Genomic DNA, 19,819 nt, shown 5'->3' on the forward strand with positions numbered 1-19,819 from the left:
CCAGCCCTGAGGGGTCAGAGTGTTCTGGCCCTTTCCTCCGGGCTCAGGATGTCGGTAATCTGGATGCCGAAGCGATCCTGGGCCAGAACAATCACTCCGTGAGCAATAAGGGCGCCATTGACAAGGATATCCAGGGGCTCATTCAGCAACTTGTCCAGCTCGATTACCGATCCTTCCTGCGTATCGATCAGATCATCCAGTCGCATCTTCTTGCGCCCCACTTCGATGGACAGCGCTACCGGCACTCTCAAAAGCGCCTCCAGATTTGTGTCGCGATTGCTGCCCGACCTGTCCGCAGCCGTGCCCGGGCCGGTCTCGACAATGTCAGATTCGGGACTGGCAGCTGCATTGCCAGTGTCCGGTTGCTCCACAGAGTCGGTGGGCGTGTTGTCGTCAGTCATTTATTAGTCCTGGTTATCTTGTTGGTTGTCACTCGACGCGGATCAAGCGAACTGATCAATACGGTTCTCGCTGGCTGAGCGCCGATAGAGCGGCAGAGACAGCTCAGCGGCCTCAGTCTGCACCCGATCTGCCGCGGCGAAGGAGCCGTTGCCAGCGGGAACCCGTTCACGGGAGTCGCCGGTACCGGAATCACGATAGGTCACGTCGCCCTGCTCCAGCAGCAGGCCGCTCTGACCCAGCAGCTCGCGCAGGCGGGGCAGGGAGGATTCGATGATTTCCTTGGCTGCCGCATTACTGGTAATGAAGCTCACCCGGGCCTGATCATCCTCGGAGGCTATGTGGATTTCCAGAGTGCCCAGTTCGGCGGGGTAAAGTTTCAATTCTGCCGAGGACAGATTCAGGTTGCTCATCCAGCGAATACGGTTACCCAGCTGGTTGCTCCACTCGAGGCTGTCCGGCTGGATGTGAACGGAGAATCCGTTGCCACTGTCCAGGCCGGTCAGCGGCGTCGGCCGGCTGGTCGAGGATCTTTCTGCGCTGGCCTGTACGCTGGCCAGCAGGCTGGCAGCCTGAGAAGACTGAGTGGTCTGAGAGTCGGGCGCGGAAGACTGCGTGACCAGAACAGCTTCTCCTGCCGGTGCCAGGGGGTGGGCCTGGCTCATCAGTCTGCTGAACAGCTCGGTGGTCGGCAGTCGCAGGCCTTCCGATGTCAAACGGTCGGATGCGGCGGTTTCTTTTCCGTCCAGAATTGCCAATTTCTGTCTGCCAATGCCGACGCGGCGAGTCATCTGCTCCACCCGATCAGCCAGGCCCGGGGCAAACTGAGCCGGCGAATGTGTCAATACGGACGGCAAGGGTTTGCCGCTTTCCGGCAGTTCCTTGCCGGTCAGCCTGTCGCTTTCCTCCGCCTGGTTATAGTCACTGGCGTCAGGTGTTCCGCGATTCATGTCACGGCCCGGCGATAAAACCAGCCCTTCGGAGGACAGCCTCCCGGAAGCGGACTGAGCCTGTTCCGTGGCATTGGGTAGCGGCGGCTGACTGGCAGGCGTTGTACCTGATCGGACTCCGCTCTCAGGTGGTACGGTGGCCCGGGCCTGCTCCGCTGCAACCGGCGAGCGATTGCTGTTCGCGGCGCGGGCATTGTTCAGCTGGCGCAGCAGGCTGGTGTTGTTGGATTTGGCATCCGCGGATGCGGCCGGATTGGGGGAAGCTTGCACGGGCGCTGATTCCGTGGCCCGACCCAGGCCACTGCTGTCCGCTGGAGTCGGGGCAGGCTGCCTGAAGCCGGCAATAAGGGATTCGCCTGGCCGGCCTGGGCCACCGTCGCCGAAGGGTTTCTGTGGCTCTGCAATGGTGTCACCTTGAGTGTCTGCTGCTCTTGCCGGAGGCCTGCCCTGGTGATTTTCCTGGCCCGCCGCGGGCTGGGCTGCTGCGGGAGAGTCAGACTGAGCAGCGGGCAACGGGTTGATGTCGGGATTTCTCAAAGCAACGACCTGGCTGTCTTCTTCAGCGGTCGCAACCCCCCGGGGCTTACCGCCCTGATCTGCTGAGTCGTCCCTTGTGGCGGTCGCCACCTGATTGCCAGATCTGTCAGTCCGGGTTCCGGCACTGTCTGTTCTGATTTTAGCTTTGACGCTGTCGTTACCAGGTTGCAGCAGCCGGGCGAAAGTACCGTCCTCGGCGCGCTTCTGTCCGCTGTCGGATTCTGCTGGCGCGGTGCCTGTCCTGGTTCCTCTGGCGGAAGCTGCCTGCAGGCCTGGCCCGTTAAAGTTGAGCAATACTGTCATGTGTGCGTTACATCAACCTGGCTATTGGTAAGGGTGCTGCCGTGCGTTGCTGGAGTGAGTACCCTGTGTTCAATGCGGTCTATCAGACCGCCGGTAATCTTCATCATCAGCAGCAGAATTTCCGGCAGACGCTGTCGATTGAGCCTGCTTGAAAACCAGTGGCAATTTTTAGCAATCTCTTGGCAACCTCTTAGCAATGTTTCAAAGCAATTTCTGGGCCAGTTACAAACCTGTCATCTTCCCAGGCAGCTGCCGGTGAAGCGTGCACTCAGAAATTATTGGCATACAGTTCGTCGATTTCCTTCTGTAGCTTCTTCTGCTCCGATGCCTGTTCCTGCTCGCGCAGGCTGGTGGCCGTCTTTTCAATCTTCTTGGCTTCCACGCTGCTGTCCACCAGATCCTGATGGGATTGCTGCAGGGCTTCTTCGCCTTTTGCCAGCTCCGCCCGCTGTTGAGCGATCGCCTCGTCCAGTCTGCCCAGAAACTGATGATGCTCCTGGAGCTCCCTGGCACAGGTAGTGGAAGTTTTCAGTGTTTCGAGCCGGGCACTGTACTCATGCCAGTATGCCTCCAGCTTGTTGAGCTGAGTCTGCAGCAGTTGCTGGCGTTCTCTGGCGCTGGCATGCAGAGCTGCCGCCCGCTGCTCCTGCAGCAGGTTGACTTTGTGCAGCCTGGACATGCGCTCGGATCGCTTCACTCGGCCTGCGTCCTGTCAAACAAAGCGAACAGGTCTTCCAGACTCTGCTGGTAAGACGCTTTTTCGGTCTGCCCCTGCTGGGCAAACGCCTGCAGCAGCGGGTAGTAGTGAATCGCCAGGTCGATTTCCGGGTCGGTTCCGGCCCGGTAGGCTCCGACATTGATGAAATCGCGATTTTTCTCGAAGGCGCTGTAGAGTCTCTTGAAGCGGGTAGCGGCTTCCTGGTGCCGCGGTTCGATTATGCTGTTCATGACTCGACTGATGGACGCCTCGATGTCGATGGCGGGAAAGATGCCGGCCTCGGCGAGTTCTCTGGAAAGCACGATGTGTCCGTCCAAGATCGCGCGCGTTGCGTCCACAATAGGATCGTTCTGATCATCCGCTTCGGCCAGGACTGTATAGAACGCAGTGATCGAGCCGCCGGTGGCCTGCACACCATTGCCGGCCCGCTCCACCAATTGTGGCAACTGGGCAAATACCGAAGGCGAGTAGCCACGGGTGACGGGTGGTTCACCAATTGCCAGAGAAAGCTCCCGCTGGGCCTGCGCGAAGCGGGTGAGTGAATCCATCAACAGCAGGACGTGTTTACCCTGGTCCCGGAAGTACTCGGCGATGGCCGTAGCGCGCCAGGCGCCATGGAGCCGCATCAGCGGCGGGTCATCGGCCGGTGTGGCCACTACGACGGCCTTCCTGATGCTGTCGCGGCCCAGAATGTTGTCGACAAACTCCCGGACTTCCCTGCCACGCTCTCCGATCAGACCCACAACCACCACATCGGCCTCGGTGTGTTTGGTCATCTGACCCAGCAGAACACTCTTGCCTACGCCGCTGCCGGCAAATAGACCCATACGCTGGCCCCGGCCCACGCTGAACAGGGCATTGATAGCCCTGACGCCAACATCCAATGGCCGGTCGATAGGCAGGCGATTGAACGGATTGATGGGCGGGCCCAGCAGGTGAATGTTTTTTTCATACCTGAGCGGAGGCAGAGCATCGATGGGGCTGCCCTGGCTGTCAATTATCCGACCCAGCAGGCAATTACCGACACCCACCTCCGGGTAGTGGGGCAGGGGAACGACCCGGGCGCCAGGATTCAGGCCATGGATTCTCCCGATTGGCATCAGGAACAGGTTTTCTTCAGAAAACCCCACCACCTCCGCCTCAATCTCCTTGTGGTCAGACAGGATGACTTTGCAGCGACTGCCGATAGTGGCCTGACAGCCGGAAGCAACCAGCGTCAGGCCTTTCATCTGAACGATACGACCCTCGACCGGCAGTTGCGGCGGGGCGACGCTGTTGGCATAGGACTGCAGTGTTTGCTGTAACTGGCTGATACGCGATTCTGCCAGGGACTGCGGGGAAGCAGTAGTCATTGGTCCTTCCCGTCGGGTTTCTGTTCCAGCAACTGATTGATTATCAGGTTGATACGGGTGTCCAGGTCGGTGTCGATAACCGAGTCCTGGCAGCGAATCTTAAAGTCTTCCAGGGCAATGTGGGGGTCGTCGACAATCTGCCACGACTGCTTGAAGTCCTGGTTGCTGATCAGGTCCCGCAGGATCTGGGCGTTCCTGGGATTGAGGTGGATCGAGACCTCCTGCTCCCGGTTGGTCAGGGCGGCAAGCGTCTGCCTGACCATCGCCATCAGCACTTCGGGGTCGGTTTTCAATTCCCGCGAGACAACCGCCCGGGCAATATTGCCGGCCAGTTGCACGATAGTTTCCGTGAGCTGCTGGCTTTGATCATCAAGCGGTTTACGCAGCGCCGTAAGCAGGGTTTTCACCAGCTGCAGTTGCTCTTGCGCTTCCCGCAGACCCAGTTCCTTGCCGTGGTCAAAACCTTCCCGGAAGGCTTCCTCGTAGACGCCCTGCCTGGCCTCCACATCCTTGCCGGAAACTCCGGCTGCAGGACCCTCACGATCAAACAGCCGCGGGGTCTCCCAGGCGGCGACGTTCATATTACCTTTATTCTTGCTGTAGCTGTTCATTGGCTCCCTACTCATTGGCCAACCAGTTCTGAATCATTCGTGCAGCCCGGGTCGGCTCCTGCATGACCAGCTGCTGTGCCCGGGCCAGATTGTCATCGAAAGTCAGTGCCGGGCCGCCTGCCGGTGAGGCGAGCTGTTGCGAGCCGACCATGCCGGAAAGCTGCACCTGGTCATCGCCGAATTCGTCGGCGCCAGACCCTCCGGTGGCCGGTGTTGATCGCTGGTTTGCCGACCCCTTGCCCGTTGTCACGACCGCTTTCAGAGCAGGCCGGAGCACGGCGAAAATCAGCAGCAGCACAACCAGTGCGGCCCCCGCCTGTTTCATAGCGATGAGGAACCAGGCCTGCTGCCAGAGGGGCACTTCTTCAACCGGTGCGGGCGGGCTGGAAAAGAACGGCTCATTGATAACGCTGACGGTGTCGCCCCGTGCAGCATTGAAACCCACGGCATCTCTTACCAGTTGGGTGAGGCGGTCGATTCTTGCCTGCAGCTCAGCCGGACTGCTGGTCTGTGCCTCGCCATCTTCACCCCCGCCCAGAGCGATGGTGGCGGAGAGGTCCACCAGCACGGCAACAGAGAGCTGCTCGATAGCGCCAGGCGCAGTTTTTATGTGGCTGACGCTGCGATCCACTTCGTAGTTTCTGACGGTGCTGGTGCGGGTCTGCCTGCTGCGGTCGGCAGCGGTCTGGCCTTCACTGTTCTCGCCATCGGCCGGTGGTGCCGCGGCGACAGCGCCGGGTACCACGGTTTCTGCCGCGCCGCCATTGACGTCGGCGGATTCTTCTTCCAGTTGCTCACTGCGCACCGCCAGGGTTTCCGGGTTGTAGACTTCTTCGGTAGTCTCCATAGCCGTGAAATCGATGTTGGCAGCCACCTGGGCTTTGACATTGCCGACCCCAACGATCGGTGTGAGCAGATCCAGGATGCGGTCGCTGTAGTCTTCTTCGATGCTGCGGGTAAACCGGATTGCCTCCGTACTGTTGCCCAGCTCGGAGTTACCGCGATCTGAAAGCAGGTTGCCCCGCTGATCGACAATGGAAACCTGGTCTGTCTCAAGCCCGGAAATACTCGAGGCCACCAGATGCAGGATTCCAGACAGCTGGGAATCACCGGGCACCTGCATGTCCATGACATCGAGCATCACCGAAGCAGAGGGCTTACGGGAATTGCGAATGAACGAGCTCTGTCGCGGAATGCTGAGATGTACCCGGGCGTCACGGACGCCCTGTATCTGTTTGATTGTCTGGGTAAGTTCCTGTTCCAGCGCCCGATTGTAGCGGGCCTGCTCGACAAAGTTGCTGGTGCCAAGCCCCTGGTCTTCATCAAGTATGTCGAAGCCCTGGCTGGTGGTGCGGGGCAGACCCTGGCTGGCCAGTTGCATTCTTAGGCGGCGTACCTGATCTGCCGGAACGGTGATCTGACCGCTGCTGTTTTCAATCCGGTAGCGCGCACCGTTCTGTTCCAGCGCCGCGACTACATCTGCCGAATCCTGATCAGACAGTCCCATGTACAGGGCGCTGTAACCGGAACTGGTTGACCACAGCACAGTGGCACTGCCCAGCGCGATGCCGGCAGCGACAATCAGCATGAACACAATCTGTCGCACCAGGCTGAGCTGACTCAGGGAATTGAGCTGGGCAAACAGGGAAGTTGAAGCGCTGGAGTTGGCCATGTCAGGTTAATGATTCCGGGGCGAATGCCTTGCTTATTGGTTAAACCTGCATGTTCATGACTTCCTGATAGGCGGACAGCAGCTTGTTACGTACTTCTGTCATCGCTTCAAAGGACACTGATGCTTTTTCAGCCGCTACCATCACCTCAGGAAGATCCACGCCCTGTTGCCCGACCGCGAAAGCGTCGCGCAACTCCTTTGCTTCAGTCTGCAGGTTGTTGACCTGTTTGATTGAGTCATTCAGCAGGGCGGCAAAGTCCGGCCGGTCGCCGCCGCCCTGTTCAGGAACGACATTGTTCTGCGCCAGAATTCGCATCTGGTTCAGGACCTGATCGATTTTTACATCACTCATTATTGCTTCCTCACGAGGCTTTCACTTCATTCGGGTAACAGGGAACATGCAAGCCATCCTTGCGAAACTGCGCCAGCTTGTAGCGCAGGGTCCTGGGGCTGATACCAAGCTTTTCGGCAGCTTCCTTGCGGCTGTTGTTGGACTCAATGGCGTCCATGATTATTTCCTTCTCCCGGTTTTTGAGGTTGGAAGCCAGCTGTGGTCGGCCCACGGGCCGGAGATCATCGGCACTGGCCGGGTCAGCGGACTCGGGTGTTTCGAACACGATCGCAGCGGCGCTTATGGTGCGGCCGGCTTTCAGAATCAGGGCCCGCTGGATCACATTCTCCAGTTCACGCACATTGCCGTACCAGGGGTGAGCAAGCAGTACCCGACTGGCGCTGTCGTCCAGTCTCACGCCGGTGCCAGGCTCGTAGCGTTCCAGAAAGCTTTGCGCCAGGGGCAGGATGTCCTCGCTACGTTCTCTCAGAGGCGGCAAATGCAGGGGAAACACGTTGAGTCGATAAAAAAGATCCTCCCGAAACCGACCTTCGGTGACTTCTTCTCGCAGATTCCTGTTGGTGGTGGCAATCAGTCTTACGTCCAGGTCGATTGCCCGGCTGCCACCCAGACGTTCGACTTCCTTCTCCTGGATAACCCGCAGCAGCTTGGCCTGCAGGCCGATATCGATTTCCGAAACTTCATCCAGCAGCAGCGTTCCACCGTTTGCCTGTTCAAATTTCCCGGCCCGTGCCGTATAGGCCCCGGTAAAGGCGCCTTTCTCGTAACCAAACAGAATGGATTCCAGCATCGGTTCCGGAATCGCTGCGCAATTGATGGCTACAAACGGCTTGTTGCCACGCGTTGAGTGACGGTGGATGTACTTGGCGAAGACCTCTTTACCGCTGCCGGATTCACCACTGATCATGACGGTGACATCCGTAGCGGCAACCCGCCGGCTGAGTTCGGCGACGGCCACACTGCGCGGGTCCTCGACAACCATGCCGCTTTTTTCCGGCCCGGCGTTGGTGTTCGACGCCAGGCGATTTACCATCTCGATCAACACCTCCGCTTCAAAGGGTTTTACGATGTAGTCGGCGGCACCGTTCTGCATGGCTTCCACTGCTCTGCTGACATTGCCGAAGGCGGTGACCAGGACGAACGGAATTTCCGGGAGCTGTCGTTTGACCTGCTTCAGTAATTCGTCGCCATTCATGCCCGGCATCTGGACATCGCTGATGATGAGGCTCGGTCTCTTGCGGCCCAGAATAGCCAGTGCTGCTTTGGCATTTTCGGCTGCCAGCGCTTCGTAACCTGACATATCGAGAGTCTGGCAGAGAGCTTCCCTGAGATCGGGATCGTCCTCCACCACCAGCACCGAATTATTATCCATGGTTTACCTGCCTGTTAATTTGGTCGACTTCACAAAAACCGTCTGTCTGGTCTGCTGCGCGGATTAGCTACGCAGCCCCTTGCTGCAGAAAATAGCTATCAAAAGCAGCCTGTTCTATGGGGATGCTCAGCGTGAAGCTGGCGCCCCCTCCAGGGGCCCGGTCGATACTCACATCGCCACCGTGGAGCTTGGCAGCGGACATCACGACAGCCAGTCCCAGACCTGTTCCGCCAGGACGCGTGGAGAAAAAGGGATCAAAAATCTGGTCTCTGGTGTGTTCGTCTATGCCCGGCCCGTTGTCTGCCACCGATAGCTCGATACAATTTTCCTTTCGCAGCAGCCCGAGGGTGATTCTGGGAGCAGTCTCTACCGCCTGTATTGCGTTGATAATCAGGTTCGACAATGCGTTGAACAGTGCTTCACGGTCACCCCGGATCTCGAAATTCTCCCCGTGGTAGTTGGATTCAATAGAACCGTTTGCCGCCTTTACCTGCAGCGCAGTGGCCTGCCTCACTTCGTTCAGCAGCGCAACCGGCGAGAAGCTCTGGCTGGTTACGATGTCGCCCTTGATATAGGAGAGCATGCCTTCCACCAGCGTTTCGATCTGGCCCAGTTGCGTCTGAATATTCTTCACCGGCTTCTGGTAATCAGGAACCCGTGCCGCCGACAGTCTGGCAGACAGGTTGGAAAGGTAGAGAATTGCGGAACTCAGTGGTGTGCGGATCTGGTGGGCCAGCCGGGCGGCCATTTCGCCCAGTGCCGCCAGGCGTTTTTCCCGGTTGACCAGGTTGTTGAGGCGGTAGTTTTCCGTTGTGTCGGTAAGCAGCATTATTCTGTCGCCGTCATTGCCGAAGGGATTACTGGTAATGGACACCCGTTTCCCGTCAAGCAGCGAGAATTCGCCATCAAAAACGGGAGCGGAGCCGGCTATCTCTCCGATTACCGCACTCCATTTCTGCCCTACAAAGCACTGACCGGTTATCCGCAGTGCCGCCGGGTTCATCTCCCGGACCTGGCCCTGACTGTCCAGCACCAGGACGCCGCCGGGGAGGGCTTCCATGAGAGACGAAAGCTTTGCCGCCAGTCTTTCTTTTTCAGTCAGTTCCCGGATGCGGGCGGAGTTGGAAGCAGCCAGTTCTTCTTTCAAGCCGATGACACTGGATTCCAGCTCCTGATAAATCATGCCCAGATCGGCGGAGACCTGATTAAAGATCCCGAAGGCTTCTTCAAGCTGGCTTATGGAATGCTTGGTGTTGGCTGACGAGTCCACTGTTGCTACCTGAAGTTTTCGATTCTTCTTGAACTAGCGTTTGAGATTGGAATTAGCAAGTTTTGTGCCAATAAAAATATCAATATAAAACAGCAAGATAGAGTTGGTGTGTCGGTTTTTTGGCAATCGAAATCGGCGGATGGTCGAAATTTTTACAGTGTCGGAACGTGCTGGCCGCCGGCTTTTTTCGGCGCAGTGCTGACCGGTTGGTCGGAGCGGGCGGGCAGGCATCAGTGGAGCGGCATCGCTGTGCTCGTGGCGAGCACCTTCAGGCGGGCGGATTCAGAACGCGGCTCTGCGATCCCTGGCCCGTGGCGGCTCAATTTCCAGCTTGCGGATTTTTTCGATCAGCGTAGTCCTGCGTACCGATAGCGTCCTCGCTGCCCTGGTGACTACCCAGTCCGACTGTTCCAGCGCCCGGCAAATCAGCGTCCGTTCGAGTGACGCCAGGTATTGCTTCAGGTTGATCTTCTGGGCGGTGCCAGCCGGTATTGGCGGTAACTCTGCGGTTGTAACCTGCGGTCCTGCCTGAAACCCCATAGCGCCACCAGACAGCACCTCCCGATACCGCGCCGGCAGTTGTTCGCTGCTGACCTCTTCGCCGGGATACAGAATGCTAAGGCGCTCCACCAGATTTTCCAATTCCCTGACATTGCCCGGTAGCGGGTGGTTCATCAGGGTTTGCAGAGCGTCTGCAGCAAAGCTGATGGCTTGCTGCAGGGTGTTGTTGCGGCGCTTGATGAATTCATTGATCAACGCGGGGATATCGTCGCTGCGCTCGCGCAGAGGCGGCAGTTCGATGGGGAATACATTCAGGCGATAGAATAGATCGAGGCGGAACTTACCTTCATCGATATACTTCTCCAGATCCTGGTGGGTAGCCGCGACAAGGCGCACATTGCTCACGAGGGAGCGGGTGCCGCCGACCCGTTCAAAGGTCCGCTCTTGAATGACGCGCAGCAGCTTTACCTGCATGTTGAGAGGCATATCGCCAATCTCATCCAGGAACAGCGTGCCTCCTTCAGCAAGCTCGAAGCGACCGGCCCTGGACTGAAAGGCGCCGGTAAAGGCGCCTTTTTCGTGGCCAAAAAGTTCGGACTCCAGCAGTTCCGGCGGGATTGCGCCGCAATTCACCGCAACGAACGGCCGGTCCGCGCGCAGTGACAGATCATGAATAGCCCTGGCCACGACTTCTTTTCCAGTGCCGGATTCCCCCGCAATAAGGACGTTGGCCTCGGTAGGGGCCACCTGGCGAATCAGTTTCTTGAGGGCTTTGATGCGAGGGCTGTCCCCGATGATGTTCATGCTGGCTGCCAGATTCTCGGTGTTCTGCAGTTGCCTGACTCTGGCCTGCTTCAGCACTTCCAGCAAGTCTCCATAACGAACCGGCAGGCGGATGGAGCCGTCTGCGTCCGCCGGTGCCGCCTGGAAAAATTCTTTATCCGACTGCAGGAGATAAACCGGCAATTGCGCCGCCTTGCTGCGAATGATGGTGAGTGCCTCTTTCTCAGCCGCTTTGTCGTCAAGGGCTACCAGTATCGTCAGCGCACTGGCTTTGGTCGGGCTGAAATCCGCCAGTTGGCGGCACGTGAGGTGAATGGCTTCGTGCTCGAGAGATTCCAGCACGGCAATGGTTTTAACTGCGATATTGGTGTCATCGGTCAACAGTAGAACTTCACCACTCATACCTTGCCCTTTTTAAAACCTGCCACCGGGAAGTGGAGTTTGCGTGTGTTTCAGCCTGGTAGAAGCCGCGCACCTGAAGCATCAGGCCAGTCAGGTGAATTTCATGCGGTTACCAGTGCATCGGCATAGTAGCGGGTAACCTTAGTAAAATAGCGGGAAAAAAGAAGAAAAAAGTGGGATTTAACGTGCACATGACGGGAAGGTGAAGGGGTACCTTGTAAGTCCTTGTTACGCCGGAATATTTTTTCCTATACGAGGCTGATGCTGAAAGTTTCCGGTCGCTGGCATGGAATTTGCGTTTGTACCGGTTGGGCAAGTCTTTCCGGGCCGGGTCCGGGCAGCGAGCCAGAGCCAGGCGCAGGAACCAGTGGGCTTTTCTAATACACAGAGTAAGTGATGTCAATAAACAGGTTGCCGGTAAAACTGACACTGTCGAAAAACCGACAGGGCGGTCCGGCGTCCGTCAAGGGCTGATTTCTTTCTTCACGACATGAGTGCCAGAACGCAAAGAAGACGACCAGACAACAGCGGATCAGCCAAGGCTGCCCGCTTTCTGATGGTTATGGGTGAATCCGGCGCCGCGAATATTCTCAAACACCTGACTTCCGACGAAGTACAGAAAATTGGTGTGGAAATGGCGCGGATGAAGGAGATGTCCACCGATGAGGTCAATCAGATTCTGGCGAGTTTCCTCAGCGACTACGAGAATGACGGTTCAATCAGGGTGGTGGCGGACGAGTACACCCGCAGCGTACTGGAAAGGGCGTTAGGCCCGGAGGCAGCCAAGGAAGCGCTCGACAAGATCATGCTGGGGGGCAATACCAAGGGGCTGGATTCGTTGAAGTGGATGGAGCCGCAGCTGGTAGCCGGAATCATTCAGAACGAACATCCGCAAATTCAGGCCATCGTAATCTCGTACCTGGGACCCGAGCTGTCCGGCGAAGTCCTGACGTATATGCCGGAAAATTCTGTGGTGGAGCTGATGATCCGCATGGCAGAAATCGACACCGTCGATCCTACTGCGCTGCAGGAATTGAACAATTCACTGGAAAAACAGGTGGAAGGTGTGGTCCGCAAGCGCGGCTCGTCAGTCGGGGGCATCAAGAATGTTGCGGATATCTTCAACTCCCTGGAGAAAAACTTCGAAGAAAGCCTGATGGAGAAACTCACCAGTGTGAATGAAGGTCTGGCTACAGCTATTCAGGAGCAGATGTTCGTTTTCGATGATCTTAAACTGATTCCGAGTCGTGATTTTCAGGCGCTGTTACGGGAAGTCTCTACGGACAAGCTTGCCATGGCTTTGAAAGGAGCAGACGAAGAGATTCTGGAAAAAGTAATGAAGAACATGTCTTCGCGGGCTGCGGAAATATTCAAGGAAGACATGGAAGAGATGGGGCCGGTGAAGATCGTCGACGTGGAGACCGCCCAGAAGGAGGTCCTCAGCGCCGCCAGGAAGCTGGCCGACGACGGCAAAATTGAATTGCGGGAAGACGCTGGTGCGATGGTCAAGTAGACGGTCAGGTAGAGACAATCATGAGTGAACTGCTTTCGGAGAACGAAATCGATGCCCTGATGAACGGTGTGGTCAAAGAGTTCGGCAATCAGGGTCAGGAAGTCAACGAAGAGGATTACTCCCTTTATGACCTGACCAGTGGAATGCACCGGGTGCAGGGCTGGACCCAGTACGTGGAGATTGTCGACGACCACATTCAGGCCGGTCTCAGCACCAGATTCCTGGGAATTCTGCACAAGAGCGTGGAAATAAAGCGGGACCCGATTCAGATCAGGAAGTATGAAGACTATGCCAGCACCCTGAAGCTGCCGACGGCGATCAGCTGTTTCACCCTGTCAGGAGTCGTAGGTATTTCCGCGATCGTTCTGGACTCGGACCTGGTCTCGGCGCTTGTTAATGTGTTCTTCGGCGGCGGGTCACGTCCGACGCCTATCGAGGGTCGCGAGTTCAGCCACACCGAACAGCGGCTCGTCAACATGATCGTCAAAAGCATCGCGGAAGTGATTCGGGAAGGTTTCAGGGAATTTGCGGACCATGAAATTACTGTCGTGGATATCGAGACCAACCCGGCGCACTTCTCAGCTTATGCAGACACCGATGTGCTGATGATTCGGCCCTTTAAACTAGAGTTTTCAGGCATGGGAGGCAGTATTCAGCTCATCATGCCCGGCTCCGTTGTGGATGCGATCTTCCGACAGAAAAGGTCCCGCCTGGCGGACCTTGGTGTTACCGCCCGCAATGCCCTTGCCAGTCAGGTGCGTGATTTTGAACTGGACGTGACCGGTGAACTGCGAGGCGCAAACCTTTCCCTGAAAGACGTTCTGGAGCTGGGGCAGGGCGATATCATTCCGATCGATGCGCCGGATCATGTAGACGTAAAGGTCAACAGTGTACCCAAATTCAAGGCTCGTATGGGTGAGGTCAATGGAAAAATCGGTCTGGAGATTCTTCGCTTCGGACAGTTCGGTGGAGGTGGCAAGCGATGAATGGCAGCAACACAGGTGAAGGCCAGAGTCCTGCCGTACTGGCGCAGGCATTCCCGCAGCTTGGGAATGGCAGCAGCGAAGCAGGCGCGGCTGGGTCGCGAAGTGGGGAGCACACACTGAAGGCTGTCCCCGCTCCTGCGCCGGTTCCGGCTCAATCGATGGCAGTGGCCAAATCTGAGTCCACGGCCGGCCTGGAGCGATTCTGGAATGTTCCCGTGACCCTGCGTTTCGAGGTGAGTTATCAGAGTATTACCGTTCAGCAGCTGATGTCCCTCACCCGCGGCTCCATCGTGCCTTTGCAGGATGTCTACGTGGATTCAATCAAGGTCAAGGTGGAGGACAGGACCATCGCCAGGGCCGAGGCCGTGAGCCTGAAAAAGCGCTACGGGATGCGAGTCAGCGAAATTTCGGTACCGAACGGTACACGGAGCAGGTAAACCCCATGACGGTAAAAACAGGATACAGCGTCAAACAGTGTGTCGGGAAAAAGACATTGGCCCGCCGCGCAGGTCCCGGCCTGCTGCTGAGTCTGTTGCCTGGAGAACTGCTTGTTGCCGCGGAGCAGGCCGATCCAGCGGTTCGACCCGAGGCGCTGGTCAGTGCCCAAAGCATGGTGCAGATGTTGATCGCCCTGGTTGTCGTTGTGGCAATCATTGTCGGCCTTTCGGTGCTGGTCAGACGTCTCAGTCTGGTACCGGGGGCGTCAGGTGGCATGATCAGGATCGTCAGCAGCCTTGCCCTCAACAGCAAGGACCGGTTGCTGCTGGTGCAGATCGGTGAGGAGCAGATCCTGATCAGTGCCAGCCCGGGGCGGATCGGCAAAGTTCATGAGTTGCAGGCCCCGGTAGACCCCGCATCCTTCGACAGCCTGCAGAAAACCAGGGGAAGATCCTTCAACAGTTTGTTCACTCAGGTGCTGCAGGGATCCCGTCAATGAAACGACCGGTAATAAAAAGACACGCAATTGGTCTGATTTTACTGCTGGCATTGCCTGGGCTGGCCTTGCCGGCAACGCCTGACCTGACCCTGATGACTTCCCAGGCGACCGCGGACGGTGGCATGACCTACAGCGTCAGTATTCAGATTCTGCTGTTCATGACCTTGTTGACGCTGCTGCCCGCGGCGATGATGGCAATGACCTCTTTTACGCGGATCATCGTCGTGCTTGCTATCCTGCGACAGGCCCTTGGGCTGATGCAGACCCCCTCCAATCAGATAATCATCGGTCTGGCGCTCTTTATCACGTTTTTTGTTATGAGCCCTGTATTCACCAGCGCCTATGAGAACGGTGTGGCACCCTACATGGACGAGGCCCTGGATTTCGATTCCGCCCTCGTTGAGACCACGGGGCCTTTCCACCAGTTCATGTCAGATCAGGTCCGGGAGCAGGATCTGGCACTGTTCGCCGAGATGGCGGGCTACGAAGAGTTTGAAAGTCTTGCGGACGTGCCCTTCCGGGTTCTGGTTCCGGCCTACATCACCAGTGAGTTGAAGACCGCTTTTCAGATCGGTTTTTTAATATTCATTCCGTTTCTGGTTATCGATCTCGTGGTTGCCAGCATTCTGATGTCCATGGGGATGATGATGCTGTCACCGATGCTGATTTCCCTGCCGTTCAAGATCATGCTGTTTGTCATGGTGGATGGCTGGACTCTGATAGTGGGCACGCTGGCTTCGAGCTTCGCGGTTTTCTAGAAAAAAGGGCAGGCGCTATGGATCAGGATGTTGTAATCGAAATAGGTCAGGACGCACTTTTTCTTATTGTTGCGCTGGCCGGTCCCTTGTTGTTGTCGGCATTGGCAGTCGGGCTGCTGGTGGGAGTGCTACAGGCGGCTACCCAGATTCAGGAGCAGACCTTGAGTTTCATTCCCAAGCTGCTGGCCCTGGTGCTGGCTCTGGTGGTGCTGGGGCCCTGGCTGCTCAACTACTGGGTGGTCTTTACTGAATCGCTGTTCTTCCGCATTCCCGAGCTGATCGGGTAGTAAGCAGATATCGCAACCGGATTTTAACAGGCATGGAACTATCACTGGATGACATGACAGCACTGGTTGGAGATTTCTTCTGGCCGTTTCTGCGCATCAGTGCCCTGTTTGCCGCAGCACCGGTGTTTTCCGCCCGCACCGTGCCTGTGCGGGTGAGAATTATCCTGGCGGTGTTCATTACCCTGCTTATACGGCCTAGCCTGCCCTACCTGGAGTTGGTTGAGCCCCTGTCTGCCAGGGGGCTGCTGCTCATTCTCCAGCAACTGAGCATCGGTATTGTCATGGGGCTGATCCTGCAGATTGTCATGGGTGCTCTGGTCATGGCCGGTCAGGCGATAGCCACGACAATGGGGCTTGGTTTTGCCTCATCTGTTGATCCTCAGAACGGCGTGCAGGTGACCATGCTGGGCCAGTTGTATCTCATTATCGGGACGCTTTACCTGTTGGCGGTGGACGGCCATCTGTTGCTGATCGATGTGCTGGTCCAGAGCTTTGTCTACATCCCGGTCGGTTCCCCGTTCAATGCGCTGGAGGTGTTTGGTGATATCGCCCTGTTCGCTTCGGAGCTTTTTGTGGCGGCCTTACTGATTGCCCTGCCGGTCATTGTCGGTGTTCTGCTGGTAAACCTGGCTTTTGGTGTCGTGACCCGCGCGGCGCCGCAACTGAATATCTTCGCAGTGGGTTTCCCGGTCACCATGCTGGCAGGTTTCATTCTGATTCTTTTCAGCCTGCCGGTGCTGTTCCCCACGCTGGGGAGCTTTTTTACTGTTGGATTCAACTTCATGCGCACCCTGGTGAACTAAAGGTATAACCGATGGCAGAAGCGCAGGCTCAGGAAAAGACCGAACAGGCGACCCCGAAACGGATCCGGGACGCCCGGGACAAGGGGCAGGTTCCCCGCTCCAGAGAGCTGAATACCGTGTTGTCGCTGATGATGGCCGGTGTTGGCATGTTGTTTTTCGGGCAGCAGATCATCACGGATCTCAATCAGATTCTGGCCGAAAATCTGCGCTTCGACCGCGACGCCGCTTTCTCTGAAGCGCTGGTTCTGACCCGCCTGGGAGAGACGGTGCTTGCCGCACTGACCATGCTGGCACCGCTTTTTGCCCTGCTGATTGCCGTGGCTGTTCTCAGCCCCCTGTCGATGGGCGGCTGGGTATTCAACTTCGCACTGGCGGCTCCCAAGCTGGAGCGAATCAGCCCGTTGAAGGGATTGGGCAAGCTGTTTTCGGTTCGCTCACTCATGGAACTGTTCAAGGCGATCGGAAAATTCCTGCTGGTGGCGACCACCAGCTGTTTCGTGCTTTACCTGGTTCTGGATCAGATAGTGGGCCTTTCACTGCTGCCGCTGCCGGAAGCCATGAACACGGCAGGAGCACTGGCTGTCTGGTGCCTGCTGGGGTTCAGTGCCGTGCTTATTCTGGTGGCCGCTGTGGATGTACCCTTTCAACTCTGGCAACACCAGCGCCAGCTGCGTATGACCCGCCAGGAAGTCAGGGATGAGCTGAAGCAAACGGAAGGACGGCCGGAAGTTAAAGCGACAATCAGGGAGAAGCAGCAACAGTTTGCCCGACAGCGGATGATGGCTGAAGTGCCCGACGCGGATGTGGTCATCACCAACCCGACTCACTTTGCTGTTGCCCTCAAATACGACCAGGCCGGTGCTGGCGCGCCGATAGTTGTGGCCAAAGGGCAGAACCTGATTGCTGCGCGCATAAGGGAGTTAGCGCAGCAGAACGGTGTCGTCCTGTTCTCTGCGCCGCCACTGGCCCGGGCGCTGTATTTTTCCACTGACCTGAACCAGGAGATTCCACGCAACCTGTTCCTGGCGGTAGCACAGGTAATGGCCTACGTGTTTCAACTGCGGCAGGTGCCCAAGCGCGGAGGCAGCAGGCCGAAGCCACCCAGGGACCTGCCGGTGCCTGAAGAATACTCTGATCTGATCGTCCCGGAGGCTGACTGATGGCCAACAGTAATACGGCAACTTTACAGAACGCCCTGCTGGGTATCGACTGGCGCCTGGTAGGTGTCGGGGCGCCTTTGATGGTCATCCTGCTACTGGCGATGATGATCCTGCCGTTGCCACCCTTTCTGCTGGATTTTCTGTTTACCTTTAATATCGCCCTGTCGCTGATTATTCTGCTGGTCGCCGTCTATGTGCACCGACCGCTGGAGTTTGGTGTTTTCCCCAGCGTCCTGCTGATCATGACGCTGTTGCGGCTGGCGCTGAACATTGCCTCCACCCGGGTAGTGCTGATCGAGGGGCACAACGGTACGGCGGCGGCCGGGAAAGTCATCGAGGCATTCGGGGATTTTGTGGTCGGCGGCAACTACGCGGTCGGCCTGGTGGTTTTTGCTATCCTGGTGATAATCAACTTCGTGGTGGTGACCAAGGGCGCGGGTCGGATCTCCGAAGTCACCGCCAGGTTTACCCTGGATGCCATGCCCGGCAAACAGATGGCCATCGATGCAGACTTGAATTCCGGACTTATCGATCAGGATTCGGCCCGCGAGCGCCGTGAAGAGATCGCCAGGGAATCCAGTTTCTATGGTGCCATGGACGGCGCGAGTAAATTTGTCCGTGGCGACGCCGTTGCCGGGATTCTTATCCTGTTCATCAACATCATCGGTGGCTTTGCCGTCGGTGTACTGCAGCACGATCTATCCGCCGCCCAGGCAGCGACTAACTACACCCTGCTGACCATAGGCGATGGCCTGGTTGCCCAGATCCCTTCGCTGCTGGTCTCTGTCGCCGCCGCGCTGATTGTGACCCGGGTAGGTTCTTCCACTGACATGGGGCGCCAGGTGCTCGATCAGGTCTTTGAAAGTCCCAAAGTCTTTCTGGTTACCGGTGGCGTCATCGGTCTACTGGGGCTTATCCCGGGGATGCCCAACCTGATTTTCCTGCTCATGTGTGCTGCCCTGTTCGCTATTGCCTATTTTGCTTCGAAGCGCACGGAGCAGGGAGAGGAGGATCGCAAGCAGCAGGATCAGGAGGCGGAACAGGAACAGAAGTCAGCAGATCTTGAATGGGACGATGTCCTTGGGGTCGATATCATTGGCCTGGAAGTGGGGTACAAACTGATCTCCCTGGTTGACCGCAACCAGGGTGGTGAGCTGCTGGACAGAATCAAGGCGGTCAGAAAACGTATTTCCCAGGACATGGGCTTTCTTGTCCATCCGGTACACATTCGGGACAACCTGAGTCTGTCACCGAATTCCTATCGCATTACTCTACTGGATGTGCCGGTCAGTGAGGGGCAGGTGCATCCAGGGATGGAAATGGCCATTAACCCGGGCCAGACGTTCGGGGATCTGGATGGCATCGCCGGCAAGGATCCGGCCTTTAATCTCGATACGATCTGGATTGACGCGTCCCAGAAGGAAGACGCTCAGGCCAAAGGCTATACCGTAGTGGATAGCAGCACCGTCATTGCTACACATATCAGTCATACCATTAAAACCCATTCTCACGAACTGCTTGGTTACGACGAAGTGCAGAAGCTGCTGGATTCCCTTGCAAAAACAGCTCCCAAGCTGGTTGAAAGTCTTATTCCCGACACGCTTTCCCTTGGGGTCGTGTTGCGGGTGCTGCAGAACCTGCTGGAAGAAGGCGTGCCGATCCGTGATTTGCGCACCATTGTAGAGACTCTCGCTGACCACGGTGCCGTGCATCAGAATCCGGATATACTCACGGCGGCCGTACGGATCAATCTCGGCCGCACCATCTGCCAGGGCATTGTCGGCATGGCGCAGGAAATGAAGGTGGTAACCCTGAGCGCGGACTTTGAAAGGCTCATCCGGGATTCGATTTCAACGGACCGGCCAGGCAGTGTAGGCAGCCTGGAGCCCGGTCTGGCGGAAAGACTGCTGGGCCAGATCCAGTCATTCAGTCAGCAACTGGAAGCCACGGGGCAGATTCCGGTGCTGCTGGTTTCAGACCAGATCCGCTTGTGGCTGGCCAGGTTCGTTAAGTCCTCTGCACCGCGGTTAAAGGTGCTTGCTTTCAGCGAGGTTTCGAACAACAAGCAGATCAAGGTCACATCCACGGTAGGGCAGATGCAAACTCAGGCGGCCTGATTCTGACAGGGCGTCTCCTGCAGTAACGGCAAATGG

General features: G+C 57.3%; 20 protein-coding genes. 10 read left to right on the forward strand and 10 right to left on the reverse strand.

Going from position 1 to position 19,819, the window contains the following annotated elements; all coding sequences use genetic code 11:
* Positions 1–14: 14 nt before the first annotated feature.
* Positions 15–401: a flagellar motor switch protein FliN gene (gene fliN, locus R3F50_10165; GenBank protein MEZ5490669.1), complete on the reverse strand. Its 387-nt coding sequence runs from the start codon at positions 399–401 to the stop codon at positions 15–17.
* A 42-nt stretch (positions 402–443) separates the two neighbouring features.
* On the reverse strand, positions 444–2,189 hold the full coding sequence (locus R3F50_10170; GenBank protein MEZ5490670.1) for a flagellar hook-length control protein FliK: 1,746 nt from the start codon (positions 2,187–2,189) through the stop codon (positions 444–446).
* 2 nt (positions 2,190–2,191) lie between these two features.
* On the opposite strand from R3F50_10170, the gene R3F50_10175 reads away from it, so the two are divergent.
* A complete protein-coding gene (locus R3F50_10175) occupies positions 2,192–2,341 on the forward strand; it encodes a hypothetical protein (GenBank protein MEZ5490671.1) in 150 nt (49 codons plus the stop codon).
* Positions 2,342–2,457: 116 nt separating this feature from the next.
* Here R3F50_10175 and fliJ read toward each other — a convergent pair whose 3' ends face one another.
* The 8 genes from fliJ to R3F50_10215 all read right to left on the reverse strand — a co-directional run bounded on the left by fliJ (position 2,458) and on the right by R3F50_10215 (position 11,222).
* Entirely contained in the window at positions 2,458–2,886 is a 429-nt protein-coding gene (gene fliJ, locus R3F50_10180) for a flagellar export protein FliJ (GenBank protein MEZ5490672.1), read from the reverse strand.
* On the reverse strand, positions 2,883–4,259 hold the full coding sequence (locus R3F50_10185) for a FliI/YscN family ATPase (protein ID MEZ5490673.1): 1,377 nt from the start codon (positions 4,257–4,259) through the stop codon (positions 2,883–2,885). The genes fliJ and R3F50_10185 overlap by 4 nt, the downstream gene beginning before the upstream one ends.
* Positions 4,256–4,870 (reverse strand): FliH/SctL family protein, encoded by a 615-nt coding sequence (locus R3F50_10190; protein ID MEZ5490674.1) that lies wholly within the window; start codon positions 4,868–4,870, stop codon positions 4,256–4,258. Before R3F50_10190 ends, R3F50_10185 begins: the two co-directional genes overlap by 4 nt.
* Before the next feature lie 7 nt (positions 4,871–4,877).
* Complete coding sequence (fliF, locus tag R3F50_10195; GenBank protein MEZ5490675.1) at positions 4,878–6,542, reverse strand: flagellar basal-body MS-ring/collar protein FliF; 1,665 nt, start codon at positions 6,540–6,542, stop codon at positions 4,878–4,880.
* A 40-nt stretch (positions 6,543–6,582) separates the two neighbouring features.
* A complete protein-coding gene (fliE, locus tag R3F50_10200; protein MEZ5490676.1) occupies positions 6,583–6,894 on the reverse strand; it encodes a flagellar hook-basal body complex protein FliE in 312 nt (103 codons plus the stop codon).
* A gap of 10 nt (positions 6,895–6,904) precedes the next feature.
* Positions 6,905–8,266, reverse strand: a complete 1,362-nt coding sequence (locus tag R3F50_10205) for a sigma-54 dependent transcriptional regulator (protein ID MEZ5490677.1) — start codon at positions 8,264–8,266, stop codon at positions 6,905–6,907.
* 67 nt (positions 8,267–8,333) lie between these two features.
* A complete protein-coding gene (locus R3F50_10210; protein ID MEZ5490678.1) occupies positions 8,334–9,536 on the reverse strand; it encodes an ATP-binding protein in 1,203 nt (400 codons plus the stop codon).
* 282 nt (positions 9,537–9,818) lie between these two features.
* On the reverse strand, positions 9,819–11,222 hold the full coding sequence (locus tag R3F50_10215; GenBank protein ID MEZ5490679.1) for a sigma-54 dependent transcriptional regulator: 1,404 nt from the start codon (positions 11,220–11,222) through the stop codon (positions 9,819–9,821).
* Between the two features lie 490 nt (positions 11,223–11,712).
* Between R3F50_10215 and fliG the strand changes: the two genes are divergently transcribed.
* The 9 genes from fliG to flhA are packed head-to-tail and all read left to right on the forward strand — an operon-like array spanning position 11,713 to position 19,783.
* A complete protein-coding gene (gene fliG, locus R3F50_10220; protein MEZ5490680.1) occupies positions 11,713–12,735 on the forward strand; it encodes a flagellar motor switch protein FliG in 1,023 nt (340 codons plus the stop codon).
* A gap of 20 nt (positions 12,736–12,755) precedes the next feature.
* Positions 12,756–13,721, forward strand: coding sequence for a FliM/FliN family flagellar motor switch protein (locus tag R3F50_10225; protein ID MEZ5490681.1), 966 nt, complete (start codon positions 12,756–12,758; stop codon positions 13,719–13,721).
* Complete coding sequence (locus R3F50_10230; GenBank protein ID MEZ5490682.1) at positions 13,718–14,158, forward strand: FliM/FliN family flagellar motor C-terminal domain-containing protein; 441 nt, start codon at positions 13,718–13,720, stop codon at positions 14,156–14,158. The genes R3F50_10225 and R3F50_10230 overlap by 4 nt, the downstream gene beginning before the upstream one ends.
* A 5-nt stretch (positions 14,159–14,163) precedes the next feature.
* On the forward strand, positions 14,164–14,658 hold the full coding sequence (locus R3F50_10235; protein ID MEZ5490683.1) for a flagellar biosynthetic protein FliO: 495 nt from the start codon (positions 14,164–14,166) through the stop codon (positions 14,656–14,658).
* A complete protein-coding gene (fliP, locus tag R3F50_10240; protein MEZ5490684.1) occupies positions 14,655–15,416 on the forward strand; it encodes a flagellar type III secretion system pore protein FliP in 762 nt (253 codons plus the stop codon). Before R3F50_10235 ends, fliP begins: the two co-directional genes overlap by 4 nt.
* Positions 15,417–15,433: 17 nt before the next feature.
* Positions 15,434–15,703: a flagellar biosynthesis protein FliQ gene (gene fliQ, locus R3F50_10245; GenBank protein MEZ5490685.1), complete on the forward strand. Its 270-nt coding sequence runs from the start codon at positions 15,434–15,436 to the stop codon at positions 15,701–15,703.
* A gap of 32 nt (positions 15,704–15,735) precedes the next feature.
* A complete protein-coding gene (gene fliR / locus R3F50_10250) occupies positions 15,736–16,506 on the forward strand; it encodes a flagellar biosynthetic protein FliR (GenBank protein MEZ5490686.1) in 771 nt (256 codons plus the stop codon).
* A gap of 11 nt (positions 16,507–16,517) precedes the next feature.
* Complete coding sequence (flhB, locus tag R3F50_10255) at positions 16,518–17,666, forward strand: flagellar biosynthesis protein FlhB (GenBank protein MEZ5490687.1); 1,149 nt, start codon at positions 16,518–16,520, stop codon at positions 17,664–17,666.
* Positions 17,666–19,783, forward strand: a complete 2,118-nt coding sequence (gene flhA, locus R3F50_10260; GenBank protein MEZ5490688.1) for a flagellar biosynthesis protein FlhA — start codon at positions 17,666–17,668, stop codon at positions 19,781–19,783. The genes flhB and flhA overlap by 1 nt, the downstream gene beginning before the upstream one ends.
* The last annotated feature ends 36 nt before the right edge of the window (positions 19,784–19,819 follow it).

The organism is Gammaproteobacteria bacterium, from assembly GCA_041395725.1.
GTDB lineage: Bacteria > Pseudomonadota > Gammaproteobacteria > Pseudomonadales > Pseudohongiellaceae > NORP240.

What these genes read in the sequence shown, in the direction of transcription:
- fliN (MEZ5490669.1), bottom strand. Translation starts at nt 401, where the DNA reads ATGACTGACGACAACACGCCCACCGACTCTGTGGAGCAACCGGACACT.
- R3F50_10170 (MEZ5490670.1), bottom strand. Translation starts at nt 2,189, where the DNA reads ATGACAGTATTGCTCAACTTTAACGGGCCAGGCCTGCAGGCAGCTTCC.
- R3F50_10185 (MEZ5490673.1), bottom strand. Translation starts at nt 4,259, where the DNA reads ATGACTACTGCTTCCCCGCAGTCCCTGGCAGAATCGCGTATCAGCCAG.
- R3F50_10190 (MEZ5490674.1), bottom strand. Translation starts at nt 4,870, where the DNA reads ATGAACAGCTACAGCAAGAATAAAGGTAATATGAACGTCGCCGCCTGG.
- fliF (MEZ5490675.1), bottom strand. Translation starts at nt 6,542, where the DNA reads ATGGCCAACTCCAGCGCTTCAACTTCCCTGTTTGCCCAGCTCAATTCC.
- fliE (MEZ5490676.1), bottom strand. Translation starts at nt 6,894, where the DNA reads ATGAGTGATGTAAAAATCGATCAGGTCCTGAACCAGATGCGAATTCTG.
- R3F50_10205 (MEZ5490677.1), bottom strand. Translation starts at nt 8,266, where the DNA reads ATGGATAATAATTCGGTGCTGGTGGTGGAGGACGATCCCGATCTCAGG.
- R3F50_10215 (MEZ5490679.1), bottom strand. Translation starts at nt 11,222, where the DNA reads ATGAGTGGTGAAGTTCTACTGTTGACCGATGACACCAATATCGCAGTT.
- fliG (MEZ5490680.1), top strand. Translation starts at nt 11,713, where the DNA reads ATGAGTGCCAGAACGCAAAGAAGACGACCAGACAACAGCGGATCAGCC.
- R3F50_10225 (MEZ5490681.1), top strand. Translation starts at nt 12,756, where the DNA reads ATGAGTGAACTGCTTTCGGAGAACGAAATCGATGCCCTGATGAACGGT.
- R3F50_10230 (MEZ5490682.1), top strand. Translation starts at nt 13,718, where the DNA reads ATGAATGGCAGCAACACAGGTGAAGGCCAGAGTCCTGCCGTACTGGCG.
- R3F50_10235 (MEZ5490683.1), top strand. Translation starts at nt 14,164, where the DNA reads ATGACGGTAAAAACAGGATACAGCGTCAAACAGTGTGTCGGGAAAAAG.
- fliP (MEZ5490684.1), top strand. Translation starts at nt 14,655, where the DNA reads ATGAAACGACCGGTAATAAAAAGACACGCAATTGGTCTGATTTTACTG.
- fliQ (MEZ5490685.1), top strand. Translation starts at nt 15,434, where the DNA reads ATGGATCAGGATGTTGTAATCGAAATAGGTCAGGACGCACTTTTTCTT.
- fliR (MEZ5490686.1), top strand. Translation starts at nt 15,736, where the DNA reads ATGGAACTATCACTGGATGACATGACAGCACTGGTTGGAGATTTCTTC.
- flhB (MEZ5490687.1), top strand. Translation starts at nt 16,518, where the DNA reads ATGGCAGAAGCGCAGGCTCAGGAAAAGACCGAACAGGCGACCCCGAAA.
- flhA (MEZ5490688.1), top strand. Translation starts at nt 17,666, where the DNA reads ATGGCCAACAGTAATACGGCAACTTTACAGAACGCCCTGCTGGGTATC.